Origin of the sequence: Rhodococcus sp. H-CA8f (assembly GCF_002501585.1) — a bacterium.
Taxonomy (GTDB): Bacteria; Actinomycetota; Actinomycetes; order Mycobacteriales; family Mycobacteriaceae; genus Rhodococcus_F; species Rhodococcus_F erythropolis.
The window spans coordinates 255,652-275,038 of sequence record NZ_CP023721.1 but is presented as its reverse complement, the minus strand read 5'-3'; the positions used below and the strand labels follow the sequence as shown (position 1 = coordinate 275,038).

General features: G+C 64.5%; 18 protein-coding genes. 11 read left to right on the top strand and 7 right to left on the bottom strand.

The window, feature by feature from the left end:
* Position 1 precedes the first annotated feature (1 nt).
* Entirely contained in the window at positions 2 to 550 is a 549-nt protein-coding gene (locus CPI83_RS30425) for a hypothetical protein (RefSeq protein WP_097388572.1), read from the top strand.
* On the opposite strand, the gene CPI83_RS30420 is transcribed toward CPI83_RS30425, so the two are convergent.
* From CPI83_RS30420 to CPI83_RS30400, 5 genes are all read right to left on the bottom strand, one after another.
* Positions 547 to 1,350: a neutral zinc metallopeptidase gene (locus tag CPI83_RS30420; RefSeq protein WP_097388571.1), complete on the bottom strand. Its 804-nt coding sequence runs from the start codon at positions 1,348 to 1,350 to the stop codon at positions 547 to 549. The genes CPI83_RS30425 and CPI83_RS30420 overlap by 4 nt on opposite strands.
* Positions 1,351 to 1,495: 145 nt before the next feature.
* Positions 1,496 to 2,338, bottom strand: a complete 843-nt coding sequence (locus CPI83_RS30415; RefSeq protein WP_097388570.1) for a hypothetical protein — start codon at positions 2,336 to 2,338, stop codon at positions 1,496 to 1,498.
* A gap of 102 nt (positions 2,339 to 2,440) precedes the next feature.
* Positions 2,441 to 3,247, bottom strand: a complete 807-nt coding sequence (locus tag CPI83_RS30410; RefSeq protein WP_097388569.1) for a tetratricopeptide repeat protein — start codon at positions 3,245 to 3,247, stop codon at positions 2,441 to 2,443.
* A 13-nt stretch (positions 3,248 to 3,260) separates the two neighbouring features.
* Complete coding sequence (locus CPI83_RS30405) at positions 3,261 to 3,959, bottom strand: hypothetical protein (RefSeq protein ID WP_157920709.1); 699 nt, start codon at positions 3,957 to 3,959, stop codon at positions 3,261 to 3,263.
* Between the two features lie 155 nt (positions 3,960 to 4,114).
* Complete coding sequence (locus CPI83_RS30400; protein ID WP_097388567.1) at positions 4,115 to 4,753, bottom strand: hypothetical protein; 639 nt, start codon at positions 4,751 to 4,753, stop codon at positions 4,115 to 4,117.
* 369 nt (positions 4,754 to 5,122) lie between these two features.
* On the opposite strand from CPI83_RS30400, the gene CPI83_RS30395 reads away from it, so the two are divergent.
* The gene (locus CPI83_RS30395) at positions 5,123 to 5,380 is read left to right on the top strand and encodes a PLD nuclease N-terminal domain-containing protein (protein WP_097388566.1); all 258 of its coding nucleotides are present in this window, start codon (positions 5,123 to 5,125) and stop codon (positions 5,378 to 5,380) included.
* A 54-nt stretch (positions 5,381 to 5,434) separates the two neighbouring features.
* On the opposite strand, the gene CPI83_RS30390 is transcribed toward CPI83_RS30395, so the two are convergent.
* The gene (locus tag CPI83_RS30390) at positions 5,435 to 5,881 is read right to left on the bottom strand and encodes a hypothetical protein (protein WP_097388565.1); all 447 of its coding nucleotides are present in this window, start codon (positions 5,879 to 5,881) and stop codon (positions 5,435 to 5,437) included.
* Between the two features lie 661 nt (positions 5,882 to 6,542).
* Here CPI83_RS30390 and CPI83_RS30385 point away from each other — a divergent pair.
* The 8 genes from CPI83_RS30385 to CPI83_RS30350 are packed head-to-tail and all read left to right on the top strand — an operon-like array spanning position 6,543 to position 17,348.
* Positions 6,543 to 7,592, top strand: a complete 1,050-nt coding sequence (locus CPI83_RS30385) for a 3-oxoacyl-[acyl-carrier-protein] synthase III C-terminal domain-containing protein (protein WP_097388564.1) — start codon at positions 6,543 to 6,545, stop codon at positions 7,590 to 7,592.
* 1 nt (position 7,593) lies between these two features.
* Positions 7,594 to 8,502, top strand: a complete 909-nt coding sequence (locus tag CPI83_RS30380; protein ID WP_097388563.1) for a hypothetical protein — start codon at positions 7,594 to 7,596, stop codon at positions 8,500 to 8,502.
* The gene (locus CPI83_RS30375) at positions 8,499 to 10,160 is read left to right on the top strand and encodes a fatty acid CoA ligase family protein (RefSeq protein WP_097388562.1); all 1,662 of its coding nucleotides are present in this window, start codon (positions 8,499 to 8,501) and stop codon (positions 10,158 to 10,160) included. The genes CPI83_RS30380 and CPI83_RS30375 overlap by 4 nt, the downstream gene beginning before the upstream one ends.
* Positions 10,157 to 10,444, top strand: coding sequence for a hypothetical protein (locus CPI83_RS30370; RefSeq protein WP_097388561.1), 288 nt, complete (start codon positions 10,157 to 10,159; stop codon positions 10,442 to 10,444). Before CPI83_RS30375 ends, CPI83_RS30370 begins: the two co-directional genes overlap by 4 nt.
* Positions 10,441 to 11,481 (top strand): NAD-dependent epimerase/dehydratase family protein, encoded by a 1,041-nt coding sequence (locus CPI83_RS30365; protein ID WP_097388560.1) that lies wholly within the window; start codon positions 10,441 to 10,443, stop codon positions 11,479 to 11,481. Before CPI83_RS30370 ends, CPI83_RS30365 begins: the two co-directional genes overlap by 4 nt.
* A gap of 40 nt (positions 11,482 to 11,521) precedes the next feature.
* Positions 11,522 to 14,524: a non-ribosomal peptide synthetase gene (locus CPI83_RS30360; RefSeq protein WP_097388559.1), complete on the top strand. Its 3,003-nt coding sequence runs from the start codon at positions 11,522 to 11,524 to the stop codon at positions 14,522 to 14,524.
* The gene (locus CPI83_RS30355) at positions 14,521 to 15,216 is read left to right on the top strand and encodes a formyltransferase family protein (RefSeq protein WP_097388558.1); all 696 of its coding nucleotides are present in this window, start codon (positions 14,521 to 14,523) and stop codon (positions 15,214 to 15,216) included. Before CPI83_RS30360 ends, CPI83_RS30355 begins: the two co-directional genes overlap by 4 nt.
* Positions 15,213 to 17,348 (top strand): MMPL family transporter, encoded by a 2,136-nt coding sequence (locus tag CPI83_RS30350; protein WP_097388557.1) that lies wholly within the window; start codon positions 15,213 to 15,215, stop codon positions 17,346 to 17,348. The genes CPI83_RS30355 and CPI83_RS30350 overlap by 4 nt, the downstream gene beginning before the upstream one ends.
* Before the next feature lie 70 nt (positions 17,349 to 17,418).
* On the opposite strand, the gene CPI83_RS30910 is transcribed toward CPI83_RS30350, so the two are convergent.
* Positions 17,419 to 17,691: a hypothetical protein gene (locus CPI83_RS30910; RefSeq protein ID WP_157920708.1), complete on the bottom strand. Its 273-nt coding sequence runs from the start codon at positions 17,689 to 17,691 to the stop codon at positions 17,419 to 17,421.
* A gap of 611 nt (positions 17,692 to 18,302) precedes the next feature.
* Here CPI83_RS30910 and CPI83_RS30340 point away from each other — a divergent pair.
* Positions 18,303 to 18,905 (top strand): hypothetical protein, encoded by a 603-nt coding sequence (locus CPI83_RS30340; protein ID WP_097388555.1) that lies wholly within the window; start codon positions 18,303 to 18,305, stop codon positions 18,903 to 18,905.
* Positions 18,906 to 19,387 lie beyond the last annotated feature (482 nt).

Here is a 19,387-nt window from a genome sequence, read left to right as displayed (position 1 = left end):
CATGACCACTTCGATCACCGACGTTCTGAACGCATACTTCAGTGGGCAACAGACCCACATCTCGACCCATCCACGCCAGCCGGTCGGCGACGCCACCTTGTTCGATCCGCCCTGCGAGATACCCGGCATCGCCGAAAATTGGGACCTGGACGCCCTTCCCGACGATCTCCTCAATCTATGGACAAGTACCGCCGAATGTAGGCTCCACCACGACAATGGACTCCGGCGAGAGAGCATCACTCTTCTGTCACCGTCGGCATCGAAGGCACTGACAGCCAGGGAACTGATGTTCTGGGGCATCGACGACCGCCGCCTGGCTAAAGACGACATCATCTTCGGAACTCTGCTCGTCGAACCCGAACTTCTCGTCTTCGACCCCACGAGAGACGAATACACCATACTGCTGGCTTCAATGCTCGAGGAGCGCAAGGACTGGCCCGTCGTCGGCCGAAACCTCGCCGATTTCCTGCTTCGCTATCGACACTCGTCCAGTCAAAACCCTTGGAGAGCTTCGGTCGTCAAACCGAACAGCCCCCGCATCGGGTGCTAACGAATTTCTGATTCCGGTGCGCTCCACGTGTCGCAGGAGCTGAGCCCTTCCTGCATCCCGCGGTCGAACCACATTCTGTTGTTCGCCTGACTCGGGTGAGTGTCCTCGGGGTCTTCGCCGGGGATGTCGATGTCGTCTTCCATGACGGACTCTTCGGCGAGGTTGGGCAGGATGTGATTCGCGCTGACACCGGAGAGGCATTCGGCCTGAGCCTCTAGCCGTTTGGTCCACAACATCACCACCCAGGGGTCCTCTTCCAGTCTGGACAGCATCGACAGCTGTGAATGGAGCCCCATCGCCTCCTGAAGATGATGACCGTACTCGTGGGTGGCAACTCTGACGAGGTCGAGTTCGCTGAAACCGTCGTACGTCCAGATGCGGATGGTGCGGTTGCGGGAGCAGTAGAAACTGACCCCGTAGTCCTCGGCGCCTTCGCCGCAAAGAATGGGTGCATCGTCGCCGTAGAAGCGCATGTCCACGTGAGGTGTCACCAAGTTGCCGCCGTCGAGCGCCTTGTCCACGACCGGACTCCACATCTCGTCCAGACAGCTCATCAGGCCCTCCGCGTACCGCTTCTGGCGGGTGATGTCATCGCGCCATTCGACTGGCGTGCAGTCGATCTCCGGGAACTGCGTGTTCGTATCGGTCAATCGCTGACTGGTTTCGGAGACCGCTGCGTACGACGGCAGCACCCGTCTCGCGAAGGATGCCGCAACATACACTCCGATAAACAGCACCACGACCAGTCCGAGGGCAGTGGAGGTCACGATGATCGCTATCTGTTTTCCGGTCAAGCTCATTCGTTCACCTCAAAGTAGGTCGGAAATCTCTTAATGCGCTGCAGTACAGATCATTCCAGCACCTGTGGTCGAGCAGTCGCCATCGCCCAACCAGGGCACTTTCTGCGGCCACTGCGGCTCCCACATCGGACGGCAGGGACGCGGCTCAGAGGTTGTCATCTGACCGCGTTTCTGTGTTTTCGGCGCGCGCATGGTGAACGATCTCCTCGACCAGCGTGCTTTCGGTACCGCTCCATCCGCCGCACTCGAGGTGCACGTAGCCGGGTTGGAAGGGTGAGTCTTCGGTGATGATTCCCGGAGCGAGGCGAAAGAGCGGCGAGCCGGGTGAGGTGTTCTCCACGCGGGCATCGGGTTTGAGAATGATATCGATCGCGTACTGTCCGCGCGCAGCTCGTTGCACCGTGTGCACGTCACTCCAGCGGAGGTAGCCGCGATAGGCGCGGCCGAGTTCCATCTGCATCCCGTCGTCATCGATCGATATGCGGAACGCGCCGAGGTACCGCAGCGAGATGACGGGGGTCACCGCGAGGGAGAACGCGCTCATCACCATCCACCAGTTGGTGTTGAAGGAACCGATCACCAGATCGGTTCGGCCGGTAACAGTGTCGGCGCGGCTTACGTAGTTCAGGCCGATGCCGAGGAACAGCAATCCCAGGCCGAGCATCGCCGACCACAGCCAGCCCGACGCCGCCCACTGTCTCGCTGCCGTGAGAGTGAACGCTCCGCCGCTGCCGACCACACCGGATACGTCTGCCGCTCTTGGGCGCAGCGCCGCCACGGTCAACATGGAAACACCGGCGAGCATGCCGCACAGCGCCCCGGTGATACCGAGTGCGTACGGGGCGGTGGAGGTGGCCTCGTACATCACGATCGCCCCGACGCCAGCGATGACGCTCATGATCATCACGCCGAGGAATGCGACGGAACCCCATCGCCGCTCCCACTGCGCGTACAGCGCCTCCGGGAGGTCCTTGTACGGATCAGTCATGGCACGGCTCCTTCATCGGTCCCGAATGCGGTGGGTGTGCAGCCCGGTTTGTCGTAGCGGTTCACGGGCCGCTTGTTCCGGTCGGTGATTCGTGTAGCGCAGTCAGGGACGGGGGTAGCCCTTTTCCTTCAGCAACTGCTCAGCCCGCGCGTACCCGGCATCAGCGGAAGCTGTCATCCAACGCCGTCCCTTCTCCGTGTCCCCACTTGCCAGATACGACGCCGACAGCAGATACATCGCTTCACCGCTACCCGCTGCGGCTGACTTCTCCAACCACACCCGTGCCCGGCCGTGCAGACGTGCCTTGATGAAATGACCGCCCAAAAGGTTCGCCGCCCGGATGTGACCGGCGCTGGCAGCCTTCTCCAACCACGCGAGCCCGGTGCGTTGGTCGGTATCGAGAAGCTGGGCACCGACTTCGGTCATCGCGTCGATCTGACCCGCTTCGGCCGCTTTACGGGCCCAGTCGAAACTTTCGTCGCGATGTCCGTCGACGCTCAGATCGCGGCCGTGCTTGTACATCGAGTCCGGATCACCTGCCTGTGCTGCGGTCCGGGTTGCGTCGGGGTCGTCGCTGACCATCATCATCGGTAGTCGAAGGATCATGTCGTGAGCGCGCGTATCTCCGGCATTGTTCGCTGCCTCGAACCACGTTCTCGCGGCGACGAAGTCATCTGCTCGCATCGAGATGAGTCCCATCCAGAACATCGAGATGGAGCTACCGGCCTCCGCTGCGCGGGTGAACCATACTGCGCCGCCGCTGAAATCGTCACGCGAACACATCACTAGGGCCACCGTGGTCATGGCGCCGACGTCGCCCGCTTCGGCGCTGCGAGTCACAGAGTCGAGCTGCTCGTCAGTGAACGCGGTGGTGTCCGGGAATGTCAGCTCGCCGATCAAGTCGAACATGGTCGCCTCCCTTTCAGAGAATCTTGATGGTGTCGTGAAGCTGTTCGAAGTCGTCGATCTGTTGTTGAGTGGCGCCGTCGGAGACAGTGGTCGTCAGGAAGAGGATCGCCAAGCCCGGTCCGTCGATGCGAGGAACCGCTATCACCGTCGACTTGGAGGCGAGCGTGAGATAGCCCAAGTCCCCGCGTGTCTCGATGACCATCGCGTCGTGTCCGTCGATTGTTGTCGGCGTGGATGTCACCTCGGCGCCTTTCGCGACAGAGGTGACCATGTCGATTCCGACCTGAAGCAGTTCGGCAGAGCCGACATCCGGGTTAGGTGCGTTCTTCGATGCGAAGCCCGCGACATCTCGTGCTGCGGGACTTGTCGCAGTCCTTTTCCGGGTGAAGCTGAGCGTGTCGTCGAAACCCGGTGTGTCGTCGTCGACGGCCCAGCCGTCAGGTTTGAGGACCGACCACCTCGGCGGTCCGACTTCTCCTGGCTGACTGACGAATTCGGTTCCGCGGGAATGCTGCGCATCTACCTCTGGGGCACCGCCCGACGATCCTTCAGCGCTGCTGCTGCAGCCTGCCACGACGGGAAGGAGCGCTGTCGCACTGAGCACCAATGCCGCGAGCGTCTTCTTTATCGTGGACTCCTTCGTCGTGGCTGTACCACGCCGCGCATTGCGCAACGTGTAACCCGGATTGTCGGGTTCCCGGCATCCAGTCAACGATATCCTGCAAACAAGTAGCAACCGACGTTTCTTACTTGAGAGTCAGATCACAGAGTTGGAGCGCTCACACTCCCCGCACACGCGGTCAGCTCATTTGAGCCGTCTGCGAGGCGGGACAGAATCTTCGGTACGGGCTGACGCGGAGGCCTGGCTCAACCGGCGTCGGTCTCGGCAATCCCGAGCGCCCGCTCTGCGGATCGGCGCACATCGTGCATCTCTGCTTGGAGGTCATACAAGCTCAGCATCACACCTTCCCCTGCGCTGTAGTCTTCGCCAGGTTTCGGGTCGCGGCCCGGCAATCGGACGGTGAGTGTCTTCGGGTCGATCGACCGCAAGATCGGGCGATCATTTCCGTTGCCTAAGGGGGTGTTCTGAGACATCACCATCCAGGACGTCATGATGACGGTGTTGTAGTCCTTCTTTGTGAACGAATCGAGCCGTTCATCGTAATGCTCGAGCGAGTCTCGCACGCTCCGAGAGTTCAGCACATCGTCGCCCAGCGCGAGTGTCGCTCGTAGGTCATCACCGCGTCCCTTGGCCCACTGTCCCGACTTATCAACCGGACGCAGGATTTTCGACGCCAGAGCACCAGCCCCGAGAACCGACTGGATTCCGGCGCCGAGTTCGACGAGGTTCTGCCGCTTTCGTGCGTGATCCTCGAGACCTGCGATCTGACTCTCGGACGAAATCGCTGCTTGGATCCTGGCGATGCCCGCGTCCACGATCTCCGACTGGTAGATGAGTTCTTTGAGGTGAATAGGCCGTGATTGTTCGTATGGTCGTAGCGCCATCGTCTTTCCCTCTCACTTTCCCGTCGAGGTCGCACCACCCTGATGGGCCGGTTCCCGGAGAGCGGCTCCTTCCCTGTCCATCGGTGGAGGTGTTGGTGCGCTCACGGTAGCGCTTACTGGACGGCCGGTGCGCCGAGCCCGTGCGTGATCAACATCCAGATCATGCACAGTAGGTCGCTGATGTCGTCGATGAAGGCTTTCAATGATGCGTCCTATTTCATTGTCGAAGTACGGTCTGGTTTCTCATCAGCGCGACGCTGTGGTGCTCTGGCCGTTAGCGGTTTTCTGCGACAGTTCCATTCGTTCGGGTATCGCAATGGTCGATGGCTATGCTCGAAGTCTTCGCCGTGAGCAGTAGGGGACACATTGATGACGCAGCTGACCGGATCTGTCGAGACGCCGACCATCCCACTCGCGTACGACCTCACGTGGACGGCGCTGGTAGCGGCCTGTGTTGCCTTGACGGTCGCTGCTCTGGTTTCGATCTTTCGTACGCCGCATGACCGGATGGCGTCCAAGTTTTGGTGGTCGAGCTTTGTTGTCGTGATTCCTTTTGTCGGAGCTGGCGTCTGGTTTCTCTTCGGGGCGCCGCCGTTGCGTCGCGCTCAGGCTGAGCGATCGTCCTAGTCTGCGAGCCTTTTCCTGCGGACGACCGAGGTGAGTAGCTCGTCGTACCGGCCTCTAGCGGGGAGGTTTCGGGCAGATGTAGTCGTTCGCGGCCGAGACGAGCACATCGGCTTGGTGTGCGTCGAGCGAGATACCGAGGGCAGAAAGGTCGTCGACGGCGTGTGACGTCGTTTCCTCGTCGGAGGCGTTGGTCAGTCGTTTCATCATGCACATCTTGGGCGTGTAGTCGGCGATGGCGTTCAGGTCGGCGGGGTCGGTTGCGATGTCGGCTGCGATGAGCGCGGCGAGGTAGTCGCGTAGCTGTGGCGTGCCTGCGAGTGAGGGCGCGGGGTCCGGGACGTCCGGGACGCTCGCCGCTCCTGGGATGTGTTCCGCAGCTGATGATGTCGTGGGCGTGCCGGTATCGGAGGTGTGGTCGTCGCCGGAGATGGGTGCGGTTGTGCCGCAGGCGCACAGCACGGGCAGCGCGAGTGCGAGCAGTGCGGCCTGGAGTCGTGACATGGTCGTTGCGCCCTTCGTTGCGGTGGATGTGGGGCGGGGCCCGGCACAGCGCTCGCGGTCGCGGGCGATGCTGTGCGTGTGCGAAATGCGCTGCGTTGCGGATGGTTTCGATTTGCTGAGCCGTCACTCCCGGTCCCCAGTCAGCCGATGTTAGCCGATGGACCAGGCCTGCGCCTAGCGCGTCTCACGGTGTGATCTCGTGATCAAGCTCACGAAGTGGCGATCGAATACTATTCCGTGCGTGCTTGTTTCAACTTTCAACCACAGGCGTACCTCCACCTAAAGTAGTAGTCGCAGCCTGCCGCGACTGGTGCCGATTTCGGGCTTCGCGCTAAGTTACCGCTGGGTAGGTCCGGTTACGCAGCCGTAGCCACCCCTCCATCCTCCCGTGCGCCTGTTTCTGTCTCCGCCGGTATCAGATACCGTTCGTCACATCATCGCGGTGTGTTCTGGATCGCCTCTCGTGCAGCGGATTTCCGAGTCACGACAATCGAGCCACTGTACTTTTCTCGCACCGTGATGGAAGGTTTGAGCCGCACCCACAACCAGGCGAATGCGACATCGGCGCACACCTGACTTGCTGCGGTGCCGTCGGGGGACGTTCACCAATCTTGGCTTTTCCGTGCCCTTTTCGGCTTTCACGTCTAATCAAGGAGCTGCATTGCCGCATTCACGATTCGAATCCATCGGCGCATACCTGCCCGACGAGGTTCTCACCACCGAGGAGCTGATCGGCCGACTCGCACAGAAACCCACCTTCGATCTCGCTGCCATCACCGGAGTTCAGGAGCGCCGAGTTCACGACAAGACACCCGGCAATTTCGAGGATTCCTTCACACTCGCCCTCAAGGCCGCACGGGACTGCTTGTCCCGATCACGCTATGGCGCAGACGAACTCGATGTCGTCATCTCCACCTCGATCTCGCGCAGCAAGGACGAGTCGAAGGTGTATTTCGAGCCGTCCTTCGCGGCGATGATCGCCAAGGAACTCGGCGCCACCGGGGCCATTCACTTCGACCTGTCGAACGCGTGCGCGGGCATGATGACCGGAACCTACGTGTTGGACAGGATGATTCGGTCCGGAGCCGTCCGCAACGGGTTGGTCGTCAGCGGCGAAGCGATCACGGCCATTTCCGAGACGGCGGTCAAGGAAATCACCGGCGGCTACGACCTGCAGTTCGCGTCCCTCTCCGTCGGCGATTCCGGGTGCGCGTTGGTCGTCGACGAATCCGTCGACGAGCGCGATCGCATCGACTACATCGAACTGATGACCGCATCGGAGTACGCCGATGCCTGCTTGGGGATGCCGAGCGACAAGAACCCGGGCGTGGCCCTCTACACCGACAACCGGCGCATGCACAACGAAGACCGGTTCAAGTTGTGGACGAACAGTCAGCGTAACCACCTCGCCGCCAGCGGCACGACCTTCGCCGAGGAGGAATTCGACTACATCATCCACCACCAGTTCGGCGCGTCGGCGGTCACGTTCATGAACGCTCTCGGAGAGCGAGAGTTCGGCACACCGATGCCGGAAGCGTTGAACGTGGTCGAAAAGTACGGAAACACCTCCACCACCTCGCACTTCATCGTTCTGCACGATCAGCTGCAGCAGAACGCCATCGCGGCAGAGTCGAAGATTCTCATGGTGCCCGCGGCATCGGGCATCGTCACCGGCTTCCTGTCCGCCACGATCTCTTCCCTGGAGGCCTGACATGGGCGTCGTCATCACATCCGTCGGCACGAGCTACGACCGCGACAGCGGCAGCGTCGTCACCCACGCGGCGCGAGCGGTCCGGCAGGCGCTCACCAGCGCCGCCGTGGAGCCGCAGGAGGTGGGCGTGCTGATCAACACGGGCGTCTACCGCGATTCCAACACCGTCGAACCGGCGATCGCCGCCCTGATTCAGAAGGACGCCGGTATCGGTCTCGAGTACGGCGAACACGATCCCCGCACCTTCTCCTTCGACCTGATGAACGGTGCGTGCGGCGTCCTCAACGCCGTGCAGGTCGCCGACGCGATCCTCTCCACCGGCAGCACCGGCCGTGTCCTGGTCGTCTCAGGGGACACGCACCCCAGCGCCGTCGCCACCGGCGCCCGCGGCGGCTTCCCCTACGCCACCTCCGGCGCGGCCCTCCTCCTCGAACGCAGCGAGGGCGCTGAAGGTTTCGGCTCGGTTCACACCGAACTCGCGGACGGCCCGTCGGTCATCGACGGGTTCGTCGAGACGAAAACGATGGGCGCGAACGGCCGCAACCTCATCACCGTCGAGCGGGACGCCGACGCCGAAGAACGACTGCTCGACGTCGCCCTGGCTGCAGCGTCGGCCGCAATCGACGCCAGTGATCCGGACCTGTCGTCGACGGTGCTGATCGCATCGACTCCCACGCCGGGCTTTCCTGCCCTGCTCGCCGCGAAGCTCGGTATCACCGCACTCGACTCGGCGGCGCTGCCCGCACTCGGCGGTGACACCCACACCGCCGCACTGCCTGTGGCGTATCACCACGCGGTGCAAGGCAAGCTGCTCGGGGAGTACTCGACGATCCTGTTCGTCGCAGCCGGAGCCGGACCGAGCGCCGCCGCGACCGTGTACCGCCTCACGGCAGGTGCCGACGCGAAATGACCGCCCCCACCTATTGCGGCTCGATCGACTTGTTCCGCGACCTCGCCGCGCAGCACCCTCAGCGCCCCGCGGTGACCTACGCGACCGGCGCCCCGACGGGGGCGCTTCCGGACTACGAACAGATCACCTACCGCGAACTCGATCAGTGGTCCGACGCCTTGGCGCAGCGCTTCACCGCCTCGGGCATCACGGCGGGTACCCGCACCATCGTTCTGGTCACCCCCGGTCCGGAGCTGTACGCGATCTTGTTCGGACTGTTCAAGGCCGGAGCCGTCCCCGTCGTCATCGACCCAGGGATGGGGCTGCGCCCGATGCTGCGGTGCCTGGCCGCGGTCGATCCACAAGCGTTCATCGGGATCCCGCAGGCGCATGCGGTGCGGGTGCTGTTCCGGCGCACCTTCCGCGGGGTTCACACCTCGATCACGGTCGGTCGCCGCTGGCTGTGGGGTGGGCAGACGCTGGCGATGTTGGGACGCACCCCGTCGACCTCGACCGGGTCGCCCCGCATCGCCGGGGACGACGAACTGTTGATGATCGCCTTCACCACCGGATCCACCGGCCCCGCGAAAGCGGTGGAGATGACCCACGGCAACCTCGAGGCGATGGTCGAGCAGACCCGAACCTTGGCGGCACGCGAAGACCTCGAGACATCCCTCGTGACGCTGCCGATGTTCGGAGTACTCGATCTGCTGCTGGGATCGAGTCTGGTTCTGCCGCCGCTGACTCCGAGCAAAGTCGGCGCCACCGACCCACTGCACGTCGTCGACGCGATCAACCGATTCCAGGTCCACACACTGTTCGCCTCCCCCGCCGTCCTGGGCCCACTGCTCGATCACGCCCGGCGGCACCGATCACTCATGCCGACGGTGCGGTCGGTGTTCTCCGGCGGCGCACCGGTTCCCGATCACGTAGTGACCGGCCTGCGTGAGGTGCTGCCCGAGCACGCTCAGGTCCACGCCGGGTACGGATCCACCGAAGCGTTGCCGATGTCCTCGATCGAATCACGCGAGCTTCTCGGTGGACTCGTCGACCGCACCCGCAACGGCGAAGGCACCTGCATCGGACGCCCGGCGCCCGGGCTCGAGGTCCGCATCATCACCGTGACCGACGACCCGCTACCCCGCTGGTCCGATTCGCTGCAGATCAGCAGCGGCATCGGGGAGATCGTGGTGTCCGGCCCGAATGTCAGCGCCCGCTACTACTGGCCCCCAGCTGCGAATCTGACCGGCAAGATCACCGATGGTGACCGGATATGGCACCGCACCGGCGACGTCGGCTGGGTAGATGATCAGGGCCGCATCTGGTTCTGCGGACGCAAGAGCCAGCGGCTCGAGACCAGCGACGGACCGATGTACTCGGTGCAGGTCGAGCAGATCTTCAACACCGTCGACGGCGTCGCCCGCACCGCCCTGGTCGGTGTCGGTGCCCGCGGTCGGCAACGCCCCGTGCTGTGCGTCGAACTGCAACCCGGCCACGACCAGGACGCGATCGCCAAGGCACTGCGCCGACGCGGCGCCGAGTTCCCGCTCACCGCACCGGTCGCCGACTTCCTGTTCCATCCCGGTTTCCCCGTCGACATCCGGCACAACGCGAAGATCGGCCGCGAGAAGCTCACCGTCTGGGCAGCCGGAAAACTCGACACCACGGTGACAGCATGAAAACCATTGCACTGCGCACCATCCCGATCCTCGGATGGATCCTCCTGGCCTACGGCGCCCTCACCCAGCTCCGTGGTCACCGCCTCCGGCATCCCCTGATCCGCGCTGCCTGGTGGATCGACGCGTTCTTGTCCCTGATCGTCCATCCCGCTCAGATCCCGGCCGCGCTGCACCGCGCCGACGGCCACCGCTCCCGAACAGCGACCGCAGCACTGACGCTGATCTTCGGAATGACCTGGTGGACAACCCAACCCGACCCCGACGTTGAGAAGAGAACACGATGAAGGTACTGGTCACCGGCGCTTCCGGTTTCCTCGGTGGACGTCTCGTGCGCTGGCTCGTCGCCGACGGCGGGCACGACATCTCGATCCTGGTCCGCCCGACCAGCGATCTACGCGACCTGGGCGATACCGCCGCCCTGACCCTCGTCTACGGCGACCTCACCGATCCGCAGTCCCTCGCCCGCGCCACCGAGGGCATCGACGTCGTCATCCACAGCGCCGCCCGCGTCGACGAACGCGGCGTCCGCGCACAATTCGTCGAAGAGAACGTCACCGCCACCACCACCCTTCTGGATTCCGCGCGCCGCAACGGCGTCAGCCGATTCGTGTTCATCTCGAGCCCGAGCGCGCTGATGGAATACGACGGCGGCGACCAGATCGACATCGACGAATCGGTCCCGTATCCGCGCAGATTCTTGAACCTCTACTCCGAGACGAAAGCCGCTGCCGAGCAGGCAGTGCTGGCCGCGAACGAGCCTGGATTCACCACCTGCGCGCTCCGACCGCGCGCGATCTGGGGGCCAGGGGATCGGTCCGGGCCGATCGTGCGGCTGCTCGGGCGCGCTCAGGCGGGCACTTTGCCGAACCTGTCCGGCGGGCGCGAGGTGTACGCCTCGCTGTGCCACGCCGACAACATCGTCGACGCCTGCGTCAAAGCGGCCACCTCCGACAACGTCGGCGGCAAGGCCTACTTCATCGCCGACGCCGAGATCACCAACATCTGGCCGTTCATGGGGGAGGTCGCCGAATCGTTCGGGTTCGCCGCACCCACCCGCGCGGCGAACATGGCAGTGGTCCGCGCCGCCGTCACGGTCCTCGACACGATCTGGAAGATCCCGTATCTCGCCGTGAGGTACTCCCCTCCCCTCTCGACATATGTCCTCGCGCTCATGACCCGGACCTCGACGTTCGACACCACTGCCGCGCACCGCGACTTCGGATACGTCCCCGTCGTCGACCGGGACAGCGGACTGCTCGAATTCCAGGACTGGGTCCAGTCGCAAGGCGGCATCGCCGAGATCACCCGAACCTTGAAGTGACATACAGCCGCCCAGTCCCCCAACATATTCCGAGGCACCCATGACATCGACCACCCCCGTGTTCACACGACCGATTTCGGCGACCGAACGGTTGTACCTGGCTACCGAGCCCCTGGCCGAACCGTTCGCCATCCAACTCGTCGTCGAAGGCGCCGGTGACATCGACGTCGACGCACTTCGCCGCGCCGTCGAACTCGCCTCGCACGCCTGCCCCGGCGCACGGCTGGTCCGCCGGGGCAAGAGCTGGGTAGACAGCGGCCTCGCCCCGCACCTCGAAATCGTCGAACACGGCGGCGTGGACTTCACCGCACTCGATGCGAACCCCATCCTGAACCGCCCGCTCGGTGTCACCGCGGACGCCACCACCGAGGTCGTGCTCGTCACCTCCGACCCGACGACCGTCATCTTCCGCGCCTTCCACGGAGTCATGGACGCCAAGGGCCTGGGCACCTGGGCCGCAGACGTGTTCCGGGTCCTGCGCGGCGAAGAGCCGCTGGGCGCGCCGGACACCACCGCCGATCACACCCTCGTCGACCGCATCGGCGCACCCGGCACCCCCACACCGCTGCTGCCGACGTACCGATCCCCCCTCGGCGCCGGGGCACCCGTTCGCGGCGGCGAACAGTTCCTGTGGCGCCACCGCAGCGTCGACGGCACCCACCTGTCGGCGGTAGCCCGGATCGCCGCGGTCCTCGCCGATACCACCGGCCGCCCGGTCCGGCTGATGGTGCCGGTGGATCTGCGCCGCCACGATCCGGCGATCCGATCGACCGCGAACCTGGCGCTGCCGTTGTTCCTCGACGCGGATCCGGGGCAGAGCGCAGCGGAGATCAACGCACGCCTGCTCGTCGGCATGGTCGAAAAGCGTGAACTCAACGAGATGGACAACGGCGGACTGGCGAAAATCCCCGCCCCGATCACCCGCCGCATCCTCGCATCCGTGCACGCCTTCGGTGCTCGCGCGAACCGAAACCTGGTCTCTGCGATCGTCTCCCACGCGGGCAAGATCGACCTTGCGGCACTGTCTGTGCCCGGTTTCGCGGCCACCGCGGTGCGGGCACTGCCGGTGCACACCGGGTTGGTGCCGATCTCGTTCGTCGTCGTCGAGTCGGGCACGCGCACCGAGATCACCGTCTCCTGCCGGGCGGGCCGCGGCATCGCGGAACGATTGGAGGCGCTGCTCGATCGGATCGTCGCCGAATTCGATCCCGGAGCCGCCCTACCCGCTCCACCAGCGCGAGGTATCAACGGCCCGGCGAACCGGCAGAACGTGAACAGCTTGTTCCAATTGCAGGTCCGCGCCCGACCCGACGCCGTCGCCGTCGTCGCCCCCGACAGCGAGTACACGTACGCCGAAATCGACTGGTGGGCCGACGCTGTCGCCGCAGAGCTGCTGCGCCGCGGCATCGGCCGCGGATCGATCGTCGCCGTACTCGCCGACCGATCCGTCGAAGGGATGGTCGCGCAAGTGGCGATCCTGCGTGCCGGGGCCGCGTTCTTGCCCCTCGACCCCAAACACCCCGCGGACCGCCTCGCCGACACCGTCGCCGACTCCGGCGCGGCGCTGCTGCTGACGCGGCCACACCTACGCGATCTCGTCAGCACCGACATCGACGTTGTCATCGTCGACGACATCGACCAGGACACCGACGAACCCGTCCACGTCCCGGTGACCGCCGACGACATCGCCTTCGTCACCTACACCTCCGGATCGACCGGACGACCGAAAGGCGTACTCGTCCCCCACGGCGGGATCGTGAACTATCTCGAATCCGCCAGCGACTGGTACAAACTCGGCCCCGACACCCGCTTCGCGCACTATCACACCCCCGCCGCGGACATGGCCTGCGCAGCGTTCTTCAGTCCCCTGCTCACCGGCGGCGCCGTCACCCTGATCCCCGACGACATCTCCCACCTCACCCTGCAGACCATGCTGCGCGACTCCGGCGCCAACACCTTCCTACTGACCCCGAGCTTGCTCGAGGTCATCGTGCGTCTGGAGATCGACGTTCCCACCCCGCGCACCGTCATCATCGGCGGCGAACAACTACACCCCGCGCTCGCGGCGAAAGCACGCACGTTCTTCGGCCCCGACGCGCACCTGCTCAACAGCTACGGCCCCACCGAACTGTCCATCGTGTGCACCTCACACGTCATCGGCTCCCCCGACCCGGCGGCGCCGTCGATCCCGATCGGACACCCCGCCGTGAACACCCCGGTCTTCCTGCTCGACGAACACCAACAGCCCGTACCGGCAGGGGAAGTCGGCGAACTGTACTTCGGTGGTCGGCAAGTCGCCAGCGGCTACCTCGCGCGCCCCGAGCTGACAGCGCAACGCTTCGTGCATCTGCCGGGCGGTGAACGCACTTATCGCACCGGGGATCTCGCCCGGCTCCTGCCGAGCGGTGAACTCGATTTCGTGGGTCGCGCCGATCACCAGGTCAAGATCCGCGGCAACCGCGTCGAACCAGGCGAAGTGCAATCGGTGCTCGAGCACTGCCCCGGTGTCAGCCGCGCTGCCGTCCTCGGCCGCGCGCGAGAGGGCGGCGGAAACGTCCTCGTCGCCTACGTGATCGCCGACGACTCCGACCACTGCGACGACAACACGGTCCGGGGCTTCCTCTCGGAGAGGTTGCCCGCCTACATGATCCCGTCCACCCTGCACTTCGTCGACGAGCTGCCCCTGACCGCGAACGGCAAACTCGACGCCTCCCGCTTGCCCGGCGCATCCCCCGCACCGGCAACCGCACAAACACCGGCCGCTGTCGACCCCGACGTCGACGACGACCTGACCGCGATCACCACGATCTGGGCCGACATCCTGCGCCTCGACGCCGACACCCTGAGCGCCGACTCCGACTTCTTCGCCCTCGGCGGCGATTCCCTCGCCTCGGTGGAGATGCTCGCCAAGGTCTCCCGCACCGTCGTCGGCGCAGCAGCAGAACCGGTCTTCATCGCCCAACTCGAAGGCCTGCTCCACCACCTGACCCTCGGCCGCGTCCACGCCGCCGCGAGCGCCGCACGCGCAGGAGTGAACTCGTGATCTTCATCGGCGGCGGATCGCTGCTCTGGCGCGCCGTCCGGTTCGCCGACAGCGCCGGGCACACCGTCGATCTCGTCTGTGTCGACGACCAGGAAAACGTCCCCGGCGATCACCGGATCCTGCGCACCGACGACGTCAACAACGACTACGACATCCTCAGCGGCGCCGCCACCGACGACGTGGTGTTCTCCATCAACAACCCCACCATCTTGCGGGCACCACTCGTCGGCTCGGACCTGCGGATCTTCAACATCCACAACGGCCCCCTGCCCACATACCGCGGACTGCCCGAGATCGCGATCGTGCACGCCATCCTCGCCCGAGAAACCACCTACAGTGCCACCCTGCACGCCGTCGACACCGGCATCGACACCGGAGCCGTGTTCGACACCGAGGACTTCCCGATCGACCCTCAGGACGGCTTCCAAGACGTGATGATGAGCGGCCTGCGCGCCTGCCACACCCTCTTCGAACGCAACCTCGACGCCGTCCTCGCGGACGCCCTCACCCCCATCACACCGCGCGCCCTCGGCGGAGACTACTTCGGGAGATCGCGGCTCCCTCACCTGACCGGACACCGCGCCAACCCCGAATACCCGCGCGCCGCGAATCTCGGTGTCTTCACCCCGCTCTACCCCGACCTGGTCGCCGCTCTCGCAGCTGCTCCCACCACCGAAAGTGAGCGCTCGTGAACGTGTGGGCGAGAGTGATCCTTCGACGCCGCTGGACGGTCCTGCTGGGTACCATCGCGCTCGTCCTCATCGCCGGAGCGTGGGGATCGACGGTGATGAACAAACTCGGCGCGGGCGGCTACTCCGACCCCGGCAGCGAGTCCATGCGGGTCGAGCGCATCGTGCAAGAACATTTCGGCAGGCAGACCCCCGATGCCGTTGCCGTGTACACCGTTCCGGACGGGCACACCCTCGACGACATCGGCGACGACATCAGCCGCAGTCTCGACTCGATCGACCCATCCCTCCTCGACCGGCCGGTCCTGACCTACTGGAACACCCCCGCCGCCGCCCCGTACCTCCGCTCGCACGACGGCACCCAGGCGTTGGCGGTCGTGTTCGCCGCCGGAGACGAGAACGAACGCATCGCCGCCTTCGACGAGATCGAACCGCACCTGCGTGTCCCCGGCATCGACACCGACGTCACCGGATTCACCGCTCTCGCAACAGCGATCAACGACCAATCCGAACGCGACCTCGTCTTCGCCGAATCACTGTCCCTGCCTGTCACTCTCGCCGTGCTCGTCCTCGTCTTCGGCGGACTCGTCGCCGCCTCCCTCCCGGTCCTCGTCGGTGCCCTGTCCGTCCTCGGCGCGCTGGCCTCCCTGCGCCTGATCTCCGAGTTCGTCGACGTCAACGTCTTCGCCGTCAACATCGCATCACTCCTCGGTCTCGGCCTGGCCATCGACTACGGCCTCTTCATCGTCAGCCGCTTCCGCGAAGAACTCGCCCGGGAGGGCGCCGACACACCCACTGCGATCACCCGCACCCTGGCCACCGCCGGACGCACCGTCGCGTTTTCCGCACTGCTCCTGATGTGCGCATTCGCCGGAACACTCGTCTTCCCACAATCGATGCTCAAATCCCTGGGCTTCGGCGCCATGTCCGCCGTCGCGGTTGCCGCCGCGATGTCCCTGACCGTGCTCCCGGCGGCGTTAGCGCTGCTCGGCCACCGCATCAGCACGTGGAGTTGGCGCACCGACGCCTTCGAACACGGCGAGGCCAGAGCCCAACGCTTCTGGGGCACGGTCACCTCCGCAGTCCTACGCCGCCCCGGCGTCATTGCCGCCGCAATCATCACGGCCTTACTGCTCCTCGCGGCGCCGGTCACCGGCATCAAACTCGGCGACGTCGACCACACCGCCCTTCCGCCGGACAGTTCGGCTCGGATCGGCGCCGAAACCGTCGCCGCCGCATTCCCCGCCGCCAACAGCGGCGTCCTGATCCTCGCCACCGGCACAGACGACACCACCCCACCCAGCGACGCGATCACCGCACTGCGCGGCGCCGTCGCCGACGTCGACGGCGTCACCAACATCGCCGTCGTCGGCGCCAACGAAGCGGTCACCGTCCTGCAAGCGCAGCTGTCGGTCCCCGATCGATCACAAGCGGCGATGGCGGCAGTCGAAGACATTCGCGACCTCCCCGCCCCAGACGGTGTCGACCTGCAGATCGGCGGACTCAGCGCGATCACCGCGGACGGCGTCGACGCCATCATCGACTGGCTTCCCGTCATGATCGCCATCATGGCCGGAGCAACCCTGCTGCTGATGCTGCTCGCCTTCGGATCGATCGTCCTGCCCCTCAAAGCAATTGCCGTAGCATTCCTGAGCCTGGGTGCAACCTTCGGGATCCTCACCCTCATCTTCTACGACGGGCACCTCTCCCACCTGCTCGGTGTCAGCGAAGGCCCACTCGCCGCGGGAATGGTCGTCCTGGTGATCTCCGTCGTCTTCGGACTCTCCACCGACTATGAGGTGTTCCTCATCTCCCGCATGGTCGAAGCCAAACACGCCGGAGCGAGCACCGACGAAGCGATCCTCATCGGAGCAACACGAACCGGCCGCGTCGTCACCGCAGCGGCCACCCTGCTGATCCTCGTCACCGGCGCCTTCACACTCTCCGAGCTGACCCCGATGCGCTTCATCGGAATCGGCATGATCATCGCCCTCGCACTCGACGCCACCCTAGTGCGGATGCTTCTCGTCCCGGCCCTGGTCACGTTGATGGGCAACGCGAACTGGTGGGGACCGGCCTTTATGCGAACACCAGCTCCGCCAGCCGTGGTGCCGACCACCGTCCGCGCCCAATAGAAGCGCGCCAACGACCCGATCACGTTGCAGCCGAGCAACTTACCGTCTTATCGGTGAGCGGGCATGGCCCCTACATCGGACGGTCGGCGATTTTCACTGCGAGCCGGTCGATGAATCCAGGTTCAATAGCAGCGGGGTCGAAAATCAGCCCACGCGCGCCACCCACCTTGAACCTTTCCTCCTCCTCTTGACTGGGCGTTCTGAACCCGTAGTCCTCGATATATTTGACTCCGAGTTCGTCGACCTCGAAAGACGTGACGAGTACCGTGTCGGTCGCAATCGCCATTTCCAGCACTTCGCTCGCCAATGTGGCCGCAGCGGTCGTCTTGGCCTTGGTGCGCACTGGCCATCTCGTGTATCCATGGACAGCTCGCCGCCCAGAAGCCAGCCGATTCACATGCAGGGCCGCAGTTTCGTCGCCGTGACTGCGCCACAACATCGTCGGCCTGAACCACATCAGCAAAACCGCGACACCTGCAAGCTCAACTACAGCTACAACACGGATAAGAGTGGTCCCCGGAACAGGGATGAAGACGCTGACAGCGGCGAGTACGCACAGCAAGGGAAGCGCAACGATCGCAAATCTTATCGATAGAAGATGCAGATGCCACCCGGTGCGACCTACACGTGAGGTTGAGCGGTTCCTGCGGGCGCGAGATGTCGCGGCAAAGCTCCTCAGGTTCGCATCGACATAATGACCCCATCGCATGAGGAAAGGTCCAGCCGCCGAAAGATGTTGCCGCCGATGATCCTGCAGTGCATCGTCCATACTCCCCATGCCCGCTCGCTCCCCTTCCGGCTTCGCCGCCCCTGAACGTGAACCACTCTACGTCCTCGCCGTCACAACCAGAGGTGATGTGGTCGCGGGCCACTGATCGGGGCGCGACAACCACTCGCAGTGAACAGATCCCACACATCCGACCGTTGGAGACGCACAGTAGATAGTATTTCGACGTGGCAAAAGGGAAGCACATAGAAGCAGCACGCGCCGCTGCCGCCGAGCAATCCGCACACTGGTGGCAGTACGCACAACTCGCCGCACGCGAAGCTCGTGCCGGACACACACCACCGGCAATGCCACTGCATGGAATCGTGCTCGGTCACAACGAATTCGCCATTCTTCAAACCGAAGCGACGTACGCGCGCCTCTGGGGAGGAGACGGAACCTACTTCCGCAATTCCACCTTCGCGTTCGGCAACCCCGCATTCGTCGTCGGTGCTCTCGCCGCCTCCGCGATCGGCAACAGCGCACGCAAACGAGCAGCGCAACGCAACGCGCAAGTCACCTGGCGTGAACACCAGCACGTTTCGGTCATCGTCACCAACCACCGTTTCCTGTGCCACACACATTCCCAGGGCTGGCTCAGCTTCTACTTCAACGCCGTCAGCGAGTTCTACCCGGACCTACACGGCTGGACAGTCAACCTCGTCTTCGAAAACGCTGTCCCCCTCCAACTATCAGGGCCGTCCACACCGGCACTGTCCCTGTGGTCCGCGATCGGCATCCTCGGCCCACGCTGGGCGGACGACCCCAGACTTGCACCACTGCTCGGCTGACAATTCCGAGGCGGAACGAGACACCGCACAACCTCCTGCTGCGCCCCCAGCGGTGTCCCCGCTCGCCGCCGAGTCTCCACACCGCCGATGCAACACCGTGCACCGGGAGGCACTTTCCCCTGAACGAAGTACCGTCACGTGCACTGGAACACATCGCACCTCGCACGAATACCCAGGACGGTCGATCGCACACGAGACCAGCGCCCGTCGAACGCGGATGCCGCGTGAGCGGCGCATTTACGCATTTCAGTTGGACATCGCTCAGCAGCGTTGCTAGGTTCAAGACCATGTCCAGCCCCAAGGCGTCCAGACTCTAGCCACCGGAGGTAGTCCGGTGGCCACATCCCGTCGCGCCCGAACGTCACACTCTCGTGTGGCCTTCCTTTGTTGTTTGCGATCAGTGGCACACCTCTACCGTCTGAACTTCGAGTCTGGCCTCGGCTGCGCACATCTCGCACTGTGACGCTGTCAGGTCACCTGCT